The organism is Sphingomonas sp. MA1305 (assembly GCF_016107325.1).
GTDB lineage: Bacteria > Pseudomonadota > Alphaproteobacteria > Sphingomonadales > Sphingomonadaceae > Sphingomonas.
The window spans coordinates 54,885-69,075 of sequence record NZ_RCVT01000006.1; the positions used below are offsets into that span (position 1 = coordinate 54,885).

Here is a 14,191-nt window from a genome sequence, read left to right on the forward strand (position 1 = left end):
CGATTCATGGAAGAAATGCCCCGCAACTGCGGCCTCTTTCCCACAAGCGCAGGAGACGATCCCCTCTTTCGCAACCCTGTCCTCACAGGATCGGGAGGGCGAAAGCACGATCTGCGTTTATAGCTTCAGCGGACGAGACTATTCGCGGACCATGCCAATCGGTCGGTCATGCCCATATACCCCCAGCGGTTTCTAGATAAATTACGCCGCCCTTATACGGCGTAGTTGTCGCTATGATAGGTCGAGTGGCCGAAATGCTGCATTGATTGCAGTATAAGCATGTCTTCAAATGATGACGTTGTTGCTACGAAGTTAATCTTCCCAGATACGTTTACAGCTATACTAGCCACTCCGCGCCGCAGAAAGGCTGGCTACTGATCTGGCGCTCAAGCTTCGTGCATCTCTGCGGCAGGTCCCGTTTGGCCTCGGGCTGTGAGGAAGCCAACGGCCCGACTATCTTGAGATGGCGGATCATGCAGGCCGTTTGCCGGAGTGCTGCACAAAATAGTGCGAGAGCTAGGTCGGTTCTGACCAGAGTTACCGGTCCATAATCAGAACCCTGGTAGGAAGCGAGGTGCCCCGAGCAACAGGGGACGGGGAGCTAATAGCGGAGGGCGGGCGGTGACGGCGTCGAGCCGGTCGCGATGCGGCGGGGGGAGGGGCATTGTCGCGACTCGCGCGGCGATCTCATCAGTAGGCAGCGTCACCACGAGGGGCCGCCAATTGACTCCCGATCCCTGCGTAAGCCAGCCGAGCACGCCGGTGGGGCGATCGAGCGAGGCGGTTACGAAGGTTACCACGGATGGTGTCCTGGCCGATAGAATCCCCCAGGTCTGCCAACAGGGGGCGACGAGGACCGCATGGACCCGCTGGGTAGACGCACCGGTGAACGGAACGTCGAGACGGATATGGTCGACGACCTGCCCCCCTCGGCGATAGCGTTGCTTCGCAAGCCGGCATCGTCCGGTTCCGTCGAGGGGCAGCGGGCGGAACCCGGCATCGACCAGCGCAAGGTGGACCAGCCGTTCTTCCGACCAGCCGGTTGATACGATCGGCTGTCCGTCGTTTCCTGCCGCGGCGATAGCCTGCGCTGCGGCGGCATTGTCGTGTCGCAGCCGGGCCAGCCATATTGTCCAGTCGATCGCATTCCAGACGTTGCCGATTACCGCACGCGGGCCCTCGCTCTGGCCACCGACCACCGGCAGGAAGAACGCCAGCGTGCTCGTGCACAGTATCCGCGACATATTGCCGGTGGCAGTATCCGATGTGAACGCCCCCGCCAGCCCGACCGCGATGGGGCCGATGAGGAAGGGAAGGGCCGGCAACAGGTAGCGTGGCTGATAAAGCGAGGTAGCATAGGGCAGGAGATAGCCCGCAATCGCAATCGCAACGGTGGCGGCGAGCCGCCGGTCGTGGCGGGCGATTATCCAGAGTCCGATGACAAGAGCGATCCAGGCCGGCAGGCTAAGCGACACGGCCGCTACCTTGAGCGGATGGGCAAGCGATATCGGTTCGGACCACAATCCGATCGCGACCCGACCGATCAGGGGCGGATCAAGGATCGTCAGTCCACCGGTTCCATAGACCACCGACGCCGCAAGAAGCGCGACCAGCCCCATCAAGGCGATCCGGATCACCGCGGGACGGACACCATCCCGCCACCAGGCGAGCGCCGCCATGCCAGGCAGGATAAAGGCCGCATCGAACCGTAGGCTGATCGCTAGCCCCAGAAGCAGTCCGGTCACGGCCCCGCCGGCAAGATCCATCGCCGTCCGGCGTCGCGGCGTCGTCCAGAGGGCGAGCGCTGCAGCGACTAGCGCTCCACTTGGCAGCGAGTCATTGAGCGAATATGCCGACGCCGCAACGACCGGCGCCAATACGACCGCCGCGGTTCTCCAGCGACGTTGCGTCCCAAACACGTGTCCCGCGAACACCAGAGTCGCAACAACGTAGAGCACGAGCGAGGTGAGCATCACCATGGAGATGCCGAGTGCCGGATATGCGGCGAGCCATGGCTGGAGAAGTGCGAGCAGCGTCACCATGCCGTAGCGGCTGACATAATAAAATTCGGCATTGAATGGGTAGGCGAGATCCGCGGTGACGCGGTTCTGCATCGCCATGTCCCAAGACATCGACATCATCATCGTCTGGAACCCCTCGGTCAGCCCGACAAAGGGTAACGCGAGCACCTGGACGATGCCGAACAGTCCGACCGTTATCGCAAAGATCGCGGCGACAGGCCGCCATCGCCGATGGCCGCTATGATTTGCGCGCACAATTGCTCCCGGACTGCTGATAGCGAAAGGTGCGTCTATCCTCTGTCGCCGCGCCGCGTCCACACTCTTGCGCGCAATGGGATCATCCCGCAAAGAGAGCCCGCACTTCGATCCCATCGGCAGTTTTCCGGTTTTGCGCGACACTTTTCGGTCCCTGCGGCACACTATGCCGATCACGATCCTGCTCGTCCTGTTGGCCGTTGCGGGGATCGGCCGTGTCGTCCTTTTGGAGGCGCATTTTGGGCATGTCGATGATCTAGGGGTCGCGCTGTCAATTGTCCGGACACAGGCCGAGCCCAACGATACGGCGCATCTTATTGCCCAGATCGAGGCCAAAGAGCGGATGGGGCGCGCGACGGCGCGAACTGCAGCGCTGCGCGCTCTCCTTGCGCGACCTGCGGTTCGCTATGCGATCAATGCCGCCGCACCGCTTTATCCGTTCGTCGCAGTGCCCATGGAGTGGACTTATCCGCCGCTGCCCTTCCTTGCGACCCCGTTGCTGATTGGGCCCGACCAGCCCTATGCCATGGTCAAGCTGTGGGGACGGCTACCGTCGCTGGTGTTCGCACTTGCAGCGATCGCGGTCGCCGCAAGCGCTGCGAATGCCGCAACCGGCAGCATGGCGGGTGCGATCGTGGCGGCGAGCGTGCTCGGTTTCTCGCGCGAGTTCACCGTAATGTCGGTCCAGATGCACAGCTATGCCGCGACGGTCTTCGCCGCGGCTGGGCTACTCTGGCTGGCGATCCGCGACGGTGCCGCGCCGCGCGCTGACCGGCGCTTTCTCCTTTCCCGCGGCGCAATCCTCGCGCTTGTCGGTTATATCAGCTACCAGGCAATCCTACTGGTTCCGGGCTATATCGTGGTGTTGGCGACGATCTGGCTCCGCGGGGGCGAGCCAGCGCGCAGGGCACAGGGTTTTGGCCCCGCCGGCCGGCTTGTCACGATCCTCAGAGTCCCGGTGCTTCTCGGGCTGGTCTTTGCGGTTGCGATCTTGCCGGCCTGGGTGTTTCGATTGCGTACGATCCCTGCGGTAAACTGGAATGCCGGAGTTCATGGCCAATTCCTATTCCACCCGGCAACGGTCGGCGAGGCGGCGATCCACCTGCCGGGCTTCCTGGTGACCAACGGTTGGCTGACGCTGTGCGCAATCGTCGCTCCCGTCGCTCCCGACAGCCTCGTCGGCGGGATATTCGCTGCGATTATCGGGATACTGGCGATGCTTGGCTTCGGCAGCGCGGTCAGGATCGCATTGCGCGCGCCGGCCAAGAATGAAGGGCAGCAGGGATTGTCCGCGCTGGCTGTCTATACTGCAGCGACGCTCGCCGTGTTCCTGCTGTTTGTTGCAACCGGTCGATTGACGCTGTCTCCGACCCGACATCTCCTCGTCCTGCTGCCGCTCATCGCGATCTTGGCGGGCGTGGGGCTAGAGCAACTGCTTGTCAGCGCGGGCGCGGCGGTGCGGTTGGTGGGCGCGACCATCCTCGCTGCAGGATTAGCCACCGCCGCGGGCGCGGCGCTGCCTGGGCTCGTCAGAGAGCGGAGCGATCCCTTCTCGGAAGCGCGGATTGTCGGGTTAGTTCGCACCACGAAGCCCGACCTAGTGATGGGCTATGACTGGACCGTCCAGCCGATGCTGATGCCCTCAGTCCGCCAGCTAGTCCCCGTTGCTCTTGCCGATCCGCTTGGCGACATGCGTCCGCTCGGCGGCACACGGCCGATGCGAATTCTGATGCTGTCGCATCGTGGCCCCTTCAACGAGGTGGCGTGTGCGACTCTTCTTGCTAGGCTTGCTCGCCCGGCTGCGGCTCCTGGCCAGTGCCTGGCCCGCACGTCCCGACAGGTGTTGGTCAATGGCCCGATCGCTGCCCCCGAGGTCGAGGCGAGTGCGCGAACCCAAGGCGGCGGCAACGGCTTCTTCGCGACCCTTGTGCGCCTGCCCGGCGTGCGTTTCCAACGGCAATAGAGGATTTGGCGATGAGACTGTCCCTCGTCATCCCGTGCTACAACGAAGCGCGGAACTTGCCCGCATTGATCGAGCGGTGTGGCGCGCTGATCGCTGACGATCCTGCAATCGAGGTGATCCTCGTGGACAACGGGTCGAATGACAGCACGCCGGCAGTGCTGGCCGATCTGTTGGCGCCCGGCGGGCAGATTCGCAGCATCCGCGTCGAGCGCAACCAGGGCTATGGCCACGGCATCCTCAGCGGGTTGCGCGCCGCAGAGGGCGAGATCCTCGCCTGGACCCATGCCGACCAGCAGACCGACCCGGTCGATGCGCGGCAAGGATTGGACTTCTTTCGGGTCGCTGCAAACCCCGAACGACTGTTCGTTAAGGGCCGTCGTTATGGCCGTCCGCTGGTCGACACGCTGTTTACCACGGGGATGTCGGTGTTTGAAACGTTGCTGACTCGACGACGGATGTCCGACATCAATGCCCAACCGACGATGTTCCACCGCAGCCAATTCGCCGCATGGCGGGACCCTCCCGATGATTTCGCGCTCGACCTTTATGCTTATTGGCAGGCGCGCGACCTAGGCTGCGTCGTCCGCCGCTTTCCGGTTCTCTTTGGTCCGCGGGCATTTGGAACGTCGCACTGGAACACCGGGATGAAGGCGCGGATGAAGTTCGTCCGTCGCACCCTCGCCTTTTCCTTCGCACTCAAGAGGTCCAAGCGATGAGCCTGCCCCGGATCGTTGCGTCTGAGATTATCGCGCACCGCCGTAATACCGTGGAGGAGCTGGCCGCGACTCCGCGTGAACATGGGGTGGAGGTCGACATCCGTAGTATCGGACCTGACCTCGTCATCCACCATGACCCCTATGTCCGCGCGCTTGCCTTCGAGACATGGTTGGAGGGCTATGCGCACGGCACCCTGATTCTCAACGTCAAGGAGGAGGGGCTCGAACAGCGGCTCGAGACATTGATGGCAGAGGCTGGCATCGATCGCTGGTTCTTCCTCGACCAATCCTTTCCGTTTATGTTGCGCACCGCGCGCAGAGGCGAACGACGGTGCGCGGTGCGCGTCTCCGAATATGAATCGCCGCAGACCGCGCTTGCGGTTGCGTCAATGGTCGACTGGGTCTGGGTCGACCTGTTCACCCCCAGGCTCCCGGATGCGGCGACGCTGATCGGTCTTGCCGAGGCGGGACTGAAGCTGTGCCTGGTTTCGCCGGAACTGCAAGGCCGCGATCCCGAGGCGGAGGTCGCGGCGCTGAAGCGGCACTTTGCCGACCACGGCGTTGCGATGGATGCGGTGTGCACCAAGCGGGCGGATCTGTGGAATTGATCGTGTTTCGCCATCATGCAGGGCGCGCATTCGCGCTCGGGCTTGCTCTGCGCCTCCTTCTTGTCGCCGCGGCGGTACCGGTCGTCTATGCCCAGTGGTTCCTGCCGTTTCTGGCCAATGCGTGGCACGTCTTCGGCGTGGACCCATGGACCGCATTCTTGGCTGGGGGAGGGGCACCGCGCGCCTTCCCCTACGGTCCGCTCTATCTCGCCGCATTCGCGCCGCTGACCGGGCTCGGGCTTCTAGTCTCGGCACGCTGGGGAGCGGTCGGGCTCTCGCTGAGCGTGCTTGCGTTCGATCTTCTTCTATTCGCGGTGCTTCGTTGGTTGCTGAAGCCTGAGCATCGCTGGACCGTGGTCTATGCCTATTGGCTGTCACCGATCGTCCTCTACATCAATTACTGGCACGGCCAGCTCGATGTCTTTCCCGTTGCGATCATGACAACCGGATTCGTATTTCTGCGCGAACGGCATTTTGGACGCGCGGGTGTTGCCTTCGGACTGGCGACCGCCGCCAAGATGAGCATGGGGATCGCGATCCCGTTTGTCTGGATGTACACCCTCGCCGCGCGTCGGATCCGTGCCAAGGCGCCGCGGCTTATCGCCGCCAATCTCCTTGGTCTCCTCGTCCTTCTTCCATGCCTTGCCTCGTCGGGGTTCCGCACGATGGTCCTGGAGACGCCCGAGCGAGACAAGGCCTTTTCACTGACGATCGGCTATGGCGATCACCTGATCTACGTCATGCCGGTGGTTTTCCTGGCGTTGCTGATCGCAATATGGCGGATGCGGCGGTTCAACTTCGCGATTCTGATGAACGCCGTGGGAATGGGGTTCTTCGTTCTCTTCCTCCTCACGCCGGCCTCGCCGGGCTGGTCATTGTGGCTGATGCCATTCCTGGTGTTCCATCTTGCCCGCGGCTCGCGTAGCAGCTGGCTTCTCGCCGCGGCGTTTGCGGTTGTCTTCGTACTCTTCCATGCCGGCGCATCGAGCGGGGCTGCGACCTTGGTGGCGGACGGGCAGGGGGCGGGGCCATGGTCGCCGCGGACGATGAACCTCCTCCTGTCGCTCTACGTTGCAGCGGGCGGGCTGATCGCCTTCCGGATGGGACTGAACGGAGTGGTGCGGGATCCCTTTTTCCGCGCGACCCGGCGGCCGCTGGTGCTCGGCATCGCCGGCGATTCGGGGGCAGGCAAGGACACATTGGCCGCCGCGCTCGGCCAAGTGTTTGGCGCCAACGCCACCTCGCAGGTTTCAGGCGACGACTATCACAGCTGGGACCGGCAGAAGCCGATGTGGCGCGCGATGACCCATCTCCACCCCGCTGCCAATGATCTGCGCCGGTTCGAGCATGATATTATGGCGCTGCGTGACGGCCATGTGGTCGAGGTGCCGCATTATGACCATCGGGTCGGTCGAATGACCAAGCCGCACCGGATTGCACCAACCGATGTCATCGTCGCATCAGGGCTCCACGCCCTGTTCTCGCCCGAGCTGGCGGCGGCCTATGACCTCGGCATTTTCCTCGATATGGACCGCGGTCTCCGGATCTTTCTAAAGCTTCAGCGGGACACGCTGGTACGCGGCCACCATGCCAAAACCGTACTTGCCTCGATTGAGCGGCGCGAGCCCGACAGCCAGCGTTTCATCGAGCCGCAGCGGGACCATGCCGGCCTCGTCTTGTCACTCCAACCGCTTGACCGTCACCAGCTCGCGGCAGGTCCGACCTCGGCTGCGCCGATTAGGATGGCGCTCAGGGTGTCGGTGCGCCAGAACCGCGACCTAGACCGGCTGACCCGCATTTTAGTATCGATCGCTGGAATGACGATTCTGCCGGTAGAGCGATCCGACGGCTGGCAAACGATCGAAGTAAGTGGCGCTGCGACAACGAACGATATCATCGCCGCCAGTCGACGGTTGGTCCCCGAAATGGCCGACTTCCTGTCGCTGACTCCGCAATGGCAGGAAGGTCTCATCGGCGTCATGCAGCTCGCGGTCCTCGACCAATTGAGCCAAGCTCTTGCGACTATTAGGGAATCCTGATGGACATTCTGAAACCTGCGGCCTTCACCACTCAGCCTGCCTGCGTCCTGCTCGATTTCGACGATACCCTCTATGAATATGCACCTGCCAATGCGGCAGGGATGGATGCAGCATGCGCCCTTGCCCGGCAGGTGCTCAATATACAGCCGCGTGATTTCCTCGACTGTTTCGCCGATGCCCGGGCGGAGGTGAAGCGGCGGCTGGGACGGATCGCGAGCTCGCACAGCCGGCTTCTTTATTTCCAGCGGACCATTGAGCGGGCCGGGTTTCGCACGCAACCGCTGATCGTGCTCAATCTCGAACAGGCCTATTGGCGCGCGTTCCTTGACGTCGCCCGACTGTTTCCTGAAGTCGTCGACTTCCTCGACGACCTCAGGATCAACGGCACGCAGACGGTGATCGTTACCGACCTCACCGCGCAAATCCAGTTCCGAAAGATCATCCATTTCGGGATCGATCGCTATATCGACTGGATTGTGACGTCCGAGGAATCCGGTGTCGACAAGCCCGATCCAACTAATTTCGAGCTGGCGCTCGCCAAGCTTGGTGGGGTTGAGGGGCCAGTATGGATGATTGGCGAGCAGCCTCGATCCGACATTCGCGGCGCGCGCGAGGCGGTGGGTGCGATTGGTATCCAGAAGCGCCACGCGGGGGTCGTCGTCGAAAGCGACGGCGCGGGCGTTCCCGATGCGGTGTTCGATGATTACGGCAGTTTGCGACGCTTCCTGCGCGGACTGAAACCAGTCGGCTAGGAATAGGAGCGAAGGCAGCCCGGACTCTACCCCGCCGCCATCCCACGCGCCATACCGCCGGTCTCCAGGAACCAGCGGTAAGCGTCGGCAATACCGTGTCGCAGACCTATCCGCGGGCTCCAACCCATCGCGCGTAGCTTACTCGTGTCCATCAGTTTGCGCGGGGTTCCGTCGGGCTTGGTCGGGTCGGTCCGGACCTCGCCGACGAGACCGACCACCTCCATTACCATCCGTGCAACCTCTAGGATCGTCACGTCGTTGCCGAAGCCGACATTGACGTGGGCATCCCCTGAATAGGTCTTGAGGAGGAAGACGCAGGCATCAGCGAGGTCGTCGACATGGAGGAACTCGCGCCGTGGCGTGCCGGTGCCCCAGATGTCTAGCCCGGTGTCGCCACGCTTTTTCGCCTCGTGCGCCTTACGGATCAGTGCAGGCAGGACGTGGCTGCCCTGGAGGTCGAAATTGTCGCCGGGGCCGTAGAGATTGGTCGGCATTACCGAGATATAGTCGCGGCCATGCTGGCGGCGATAGGCTTGGGCGAGCTTGATCCCGGCGATCTTAGCGACCGCATACCATTCATTGGTCGGCTCCAGCGAACCCGTCAGCAGTGCGTCCTCGGTGATCGGCTGGGGTGCTAGCTTAGGATAGATGCATGACGAACCGAGGAACATCAGTCGGCCGACATCGGTACGGTGCGCCGCCTCGATGACATTCGCCTCGATCATTAGATTGTCGTAGAGGAAGTCGGCAGGATAGGTGTCGTTGGCAAGAATGCCACCGACCTTTGCCGCGGCGAGGATGACCGCATCGGGGCGCTCGGTCGTGAACCAAGCGCGTACCGCCGCCTGATTAAGCAGGTCGAGCGTATCGCGTCCAGCGGTCAGGACCTGGCAATCCTCCTGAGCGAGACGGCGGACTATCGCCGAGCCCACCATGCCGCGATGTCCGGCAACATAGACTTTTTTACCAGCAAGATCATACCCATGCATAATGGCGGTCACGATCCTTTGGCGATCGGGGCATCGCGCATCACCTGAAGATCAGCGAGGACCATCTCGCGGGCGAGCTCGCGGGGGCTTGTTTCATGGGTCCAGCCGAGTTTCAGCTTTGCCTTGGTTGGGTCTCCGATCAGCAGGTCGACTTCTGTTGGACGGAAATAACGCGGATCGACCTCGACCAGGCAACGACCGGTCTCGGTGCAAAAGCCCTTTTCGTTTTCTCCCTCGCCTTCCCAGCGCAGGGTGATCCCCACATCGGTAAATGCCCATTCGACGAAGGTACGTACCGGGGTCGTCAACCCGGTCGCCAGTACATAGTCGTCTGGCTGGTCCTGCTGGAGCATCAGCCACATACCGCGGACATATTCTCGGGCATGGCCCCAGTCACGCTTGGCATCAAGGTTGCCGAGCCAAAGCTTCTCCTGCCGACCAAGTTTGATCGCGGCAGCCGCGCGGGTGATCTTTCGTGTGACGAATGTTTCGCCGCGCAGCGGACTTTCGTGATTGAACAGGATGCCGTTTGACGCGTGCAACCCATACGCCTCGCGATAATTGACCACGATCCAAAATCCGTAGAGTTTAGCAACGGCATAGGGGCTACGGGGATAGAAAGGGGTTGTCTCCTTCTGCGGTACTTCCTGAACGAGGCCGTAGAGTTCGGAAGTCGACGCCTGGTAGAAGCGCGATGTCTTCTCCAGCCCCAGGATGCGGATCGCCTCAAGGAGGCGCAGCGTCCCGATCGCATCGGCGTTGGCGGTATATTCGGGAGTTTCGAAGCTGACCTGGACGTGGCTCTGTGCGGCGAGGTTATATATCTCGTGGGGCTGGACCTGCTGGACTAGCCGAATGAGGTTGGTGCTGTCGGTCAGGTCGCCGTAATGAAGATGGAAGCGTGCACCCTCCTCGTGCGGATCCTGGTAGATATTCTCGATCCGCCCCGTATTGAACGATGACGAGCGCCGCTTTAGCCCGTGGACCTCATAGCCCTTCGAAAGCAGCAGCTCGGCCAGATAGGCGCCGTCCTGACCCGTCGTGCCGGTAATCAGCGCGGTTTTCCGTTTCTCAGCCATGCAAATCCTTAGTGTCGTCGGCGCTGCCGGCGCCCCGTAGGCGCGGTAAGCGCAATCCCACGATGCAATGGCACTGACAAGCATTACCGAGCGATTATGGCCCGTGGTCGGTCGGATACATTCGGACACATCGCTCCGGGATTGCGGATCTAATAATATTCACACCACGCTTCGATCACGGCGTCGGTGCTGCCACGGCGGGGCGCACCGCCTTTGCCGTCGTCAGCCCACAGCCTGATGCGTCGCGTCTCGGGCGGACCGTCGAAGCGTAGGAGGAGGGTTCCGCTCTCGGCGAAGTGACCGACGTTCTGCGGAGCAGGAGTCGAGCGGGCAAAGACCCGGTGTCGGTCGGCATCTGATACGATCACCCGATAGGGCGCATCGCTGCCTCCCGTGATGCGGACCATGACGGACTTCAGCCGGGCTCCGGGTGGCAATTGAGTGACCACGCCATCGCGGTCGTCGGGCGCCAGTCCGCGATCGATCCGTGCCGCCTTTACAGCGATCGTCCGCCCGGCATGCTGGGCAAAGCCATCGGCGAAACGGTCGCCGTCGTAGAGCACGATGTGCGGGGCACCGCCCGCCGGTGCGAATGCGCCCCGCATCCCGGCGACGTGAAGCCAGCCACCCTTATTTTCGAACCGCACCCGCTCCAGAAAGTCGGCGGGCATGATTGAGCCGAGCACGGCGAGCTTGCCTTCCATCCCATAGCCCAGCGCGCATGAAATCACCCAGTCGAGGCCGCCGAGCCCCTGATCGTAGATCGAACAGTCTTGGATAGACACTGTGCAATAGTTGGTCGCAAGCCGCCCGATAATCTTGGGCTTGGTATTGGTCGTCAGGATCGCACAGTCGCGGAAGGTGAATAAGGTGCCCGCGCCCGCCGCAATATCAAACAGGCGCGACGAGGCGTAGAGCTCGAAGCGCGTTCCCGAAAAGAGCACCGGTGCATTGCCCGAATTGGGGGCGCCGCGACGGGCGTCGACCACTAGGCTATCGCCGGACTTTGCCCCGCCGTTCTCCGCCGCCTCGGCCATTACGATCTGTCCGCCGTAGCAGGAGAAGGCACCGGCTCCTTGCGCCCCGGGCCCCCATTCCAAAAAGGTACCGAACCCTAGCGATACGTAAGGGTCGATTAGAGAGACGCAGAACGACTGCGGATTGTCGAGTAGGAAGTGACCGCGACAGGCTTGCCAATCACAGGCGAGAAAGCGGATCGAGTCGACGTTGTTGCTGCCCGCCAGATGAATCGACTGCCATAGATAGCGAAACGAACAGTCGGTGAAGACATGCCCGCTCTCATAATAAGGACCGCTGAAGCGGAAGCCGCAGGCACGGGGTGACAGGTTAGGATAAAGGCCTTGGCGGCCCGATGGCGGCAGTGCGCGCCAATCGCGGCCGCCCGCAAAGCAAAGGTTCGCATAGCTGTGCCCTGATCCGCGCGGAATGGTACCGTTGTCATAGAACCAGAGTTCGTCAGAGCCGGGCGCTGCAGGGTCGAGCCACAGTACACTCCCCTCACCCGCACCATAGAGGCGATAGCTCAGCCTTTGCTCACCGACATGGTTGGACAAGAGCCCCGACCGCGTCAGCCGATAGGTGCCCGGCGGAATATAGAGCGCGCGTTGCGCTTCAAAACGTTCGGTGAAGGGGCCGAACGCGACCATCGCCATCGCCGCGGCAAGCGCGTCGCTGTCGTCAGCGACCCCGTCACCCGCCGCGCCCCACCATTGGAGATTGAGGTCACCATCAACAACCCGGCACCAAGCGCCTGCCGCCCCGTCCGGGGCAGTGTGCGGAGCGATGCTCAGACCGCGGCGAGGATCAGCCGCGATCTGAGCGCGATGGTCGCCGGTCCTATAGACGAACAGCCCGGCCCGGCCAGGGGCGGCAAGGATTGCTTGCGTCCCCTCGGTGGGGGGCGGTACCGCGGCGAGCTCGACGTCGTCTTGCCAGACTGCGACGCGGCCGGCCCGTAGCGCCGCATCGACCGGGACGAGTGAGGCAACCGCGATTCTGGCAAACGCATCGCGACGCGTGAGGGTCATGACGGTTTCTGCCATGGCATTCGTGGTCGAAGGAGGCAGGCCCGCCCTGCGGCTGGGGCAGCAAGAGAGGTACCGTCGAAGCTAAGCGGATAAGGCTGGAGCAGCCGTCCATCGGGCTGTGTCGCCTTTGTCAACATTGAAAGGGCGGCCGGGCTGGATGAGGGCCCATCAATGGGAATGGCCGCGGCGGGGGCGGCGATCCGTAATCGCGGGATCCAATAACTGATGCCGGGACGTGCCCAATGCCAAGCCGGCGCGGCAGGGGCCGCATCGATTATGATCGCATGGGAAGGGTGACCTCCCCAGCGCGCCCAGCAACGGTTAACCAGCAACCGGTCGAGGTCGCGCGGCTGTGCCCCAGTGAAGGGGATTTCGAGTCGGACATGGCGAACCATCCGGCCTGCCGAGTCAATCCATTTTTGCCCGATTAGGGCGCAAAAATCCTGTCGCTCAGGAGTGGTCGCCACGAACCCGCCCCGCTCCAGCGCCAGCACCGTTAGCCTTTCCTCGCTCCATCCTACCGTCACGATAGTTTGCCGCGGGCCGCCCAAGCGGAGTACGGAGTTCAACTGGGTAGTTGTTATCCTAGTGCCTTTGGTGATCTGTGCCAGCCAACGGGTCCAATCGAGCGTGTTCCACATTTGTCCGGTGACGGCGCGGGGCCCTTCGCTGGCGATCGCGACATAGGGGGCGAACCACTGGAGGGTTGCAAGGAGAATCGCAGCGGCAACTCCCACGATGCGGGGTCGGGTGAAGGCATCGCGCAGTCCGGTTGCGGCCAGCCCCAGCACCAGCGGCAACACCGGCAGCAGGTAGCGTGGCTGGTAGAGGGACAGGTTGTAGATGAGCAGATAGCTGCCCAGTCCCACTACGGCTATGAGGAGCCGAGAATGCCCGGCTCCGTTGTCACGCCAAAGTCGCCAGGCGCCAGCGAGCGCGGCGATCACCAGCGGTAGCGTCACTGCGACCACGATAATTGCAGCGGCATGGAACGACGAAACCTGCGGCATCCACAGCGTGATCATTGCCTGCCCGATCCGCAAGGGATCGAGGATAGAGAGACCGCCTGCCAGATAGCAGGCACTCGCCGTCGCCGTTGCGGTAATTGCCGCGGCCAGCCCCTGCTTCAGCGCACGCCGCCATCCGTTCCCCGCGGCCAGCGCGATCATGAGTAAAATCGGCCAGACGAACAATGCATCGATCCGCAGTACCGCCCCTAATCCCAGCAGCACTCCTGTCACGATGGTACGCGGCCAGGACGAGGCGCCGGCAAATAGCGCGAGCGCCGTAACTGCCAGCGCCGCACTGGGCAGCGAGTCGTTGAGGTAATAAGCCGATGCCGTGATCGCCGGGCACATAGCGGCGGCAAGGAGGGTCCATCCAGGCCCAGCATCAAATAGCCGGCGGATCAATATTGCCGTGGCGGCCAGATAAGTCGCGAGGCTCGCAATCATCAGTGCGGCGACCATCGGCAGCGGATCGGCGACCATCAGTGGATCGAGTGCAGCGAGGATTGCGATGAGGCCGAAGCGAGTAACATAATAGAATTGTGCGGCCAGTGGGAACGCCAGATCGGCGACCGGCCCGCAGCCCGCTGCGTGCTCCGCGGCGAGGTTCAGCACCATGAGCTGAAACCCCTCGGTAAAGCCGACGCTGCGCAGGGGAAGGAGTTGCCCACCGCCAAACAATGCGGTGAGCGCAATGAGCATGGCTAGCATCCA

At 62.7% G+C, this 14,191-nt stretch carries 10 protein-coding genes; 5 read left to right on the forward strand and 5 right to left on the reverse strand.

The genetic code is table 11. The features are described from left to right. Positions 1-551: 551 nt before the first annotated feature. Positions 552-2,420 carry a hypothetical protein gene (locus D9601_RS17920; protein WP_198355456.1) on the reverse strand — a complete coding sequence of 623 codons (1,869 nt, stop codon included), beginning with the start codon at positions 2,418-2,420 and terminating at the stop codon, positions 552-554. Positions 2,421-2,442: 22 nt separating this feature from the next. On the opposite strand from D9601_RS17920, the gene D9601_RS17925 reads away from it, so the two are divergent. From D9601_RS17925 to D9601_RS17945, 5 genes are read left to right on the forward strand one after another with little or no spacing between them, the layout of a single operon-like run. Beyond that, positions 2,443-4,239 carry a hypothetical protein gene (locus D9601_RS17925; protein ID WP_198355457.1) on the forward strand — a complete coding sequence of 599 codons (1,797 nt, stop codon included), beginning with the start codon at positions 2,443-2,445 and terminating at the stop codon, positions 4,237-4,239. A gap of 11 nt (positions 4,240-4,250) precedes the next feature. Further along, complete coding sequence (locus tag D9601_RS17930; protein ID WP_269769694.1) at positions 4,251-4,955, forward strand: glycosyltransferase family 2 protein; 705 nt, start codon at positions 4,251-4,253, stop codon at positions 4,953-4,955. Continuing rightward, on the forward strand, positions 4,952-5,563 hold the full coding sequence (locus D9601_RS17935) for a hypothetical protein (RefSeq protein WP_198355459.1): 612 nt from the start codon (positions 4,952-4,954) through the stop codon (positions 5,561-5,563). The genes D9601_RS17930 and D9601_RS17935 overlap by 4 nt, the downstream gene beginning before the upstream one ends. After that, entirely contained in the window at positions 5,554-7,602 is a 2,049-nt protein-coding gene (locus tag D9601_RS17940) for a hypothetical protein (protein ID WP_198355460.1), read from the forward strand. Before D9601_RS17935 ends, D9601_RS17940 begins: the two co-directional genes overlap by 10 nt. Continuing rightward, complete coding sequence (locus D9601_RS17945; protein WP_198355461.1) at positions 7,602-8,354, forward strand: HAD family hydrolase; 753 nt, start codon at positions 7,602-7,604, stop codon at positions 8,352-8,354. Before D9601_RS17940 ends, D9601_RS17945 begins: the two co-directional genes overlap by 1 nt. Positions 8,355-8,380: 26 nt before the next feature. Here D9601_RS17945 and fcl read toward each other — a convergent pair whose 3' ends face one another. The 4 genes from fcl to D9601_RS17965 all read right to left on the reverse strand — a co-directional run bounded on the left by fcl (position 8,381) and on the right by D9601_RS17965 (position 14,179). Next, the gene (gene fcl, locus D9601_RS17950; protein ID WP_198355525.1) at positions 8,381-9,343 is read right to left on the reverse strand and encodes a GDP-L-fucose synthase; all 963 of its coding nucleotides are present in this window, start codon (positions 9,341-9,343) and stop codon (positions 8,381-8,383) included. 8 nt (positions 9,344-9,351) lie between these two features. Continuing rightward, entirely contained in the window at positions 9,352-10,422 is a 1,071-nt protein-coding gene (gmd, locus tag D9601_RS17955; protein WP_198355462.1) for a GDP-mannose 4,6-dehydratase, read from the reverse strand. Positions 10,423-10,571: 149 nt separating this feature from the next. Beyond that, positions 10,572-12,485, reverse strand: a complete 1,914-nt coding sequence (locus tag D9601_RS17960) for a hypothetical protein (RefSeq protein ID WP_198355463.1) — start codon at positions 12,483-12,485, stop codon at positions 10,572-10,574. Next, positions 12,467-14,179: a hypothetical protein gene (locus tag D9601_RS17965; RefSeq protein WP_198355464.1), complete on the reverse strand. Its 1,713-nt coding sequence runs from the start codon at positions 14,177-14,179 to the stop codon at positions 12,467-12,469. Before D9601_RS17965 ends, D9601_RS17960 begins: the two co-directional genes overlap by 19 nt. Between the last annotated feature and the right edge of the window lie 12 nt (positions 14,180-14,191).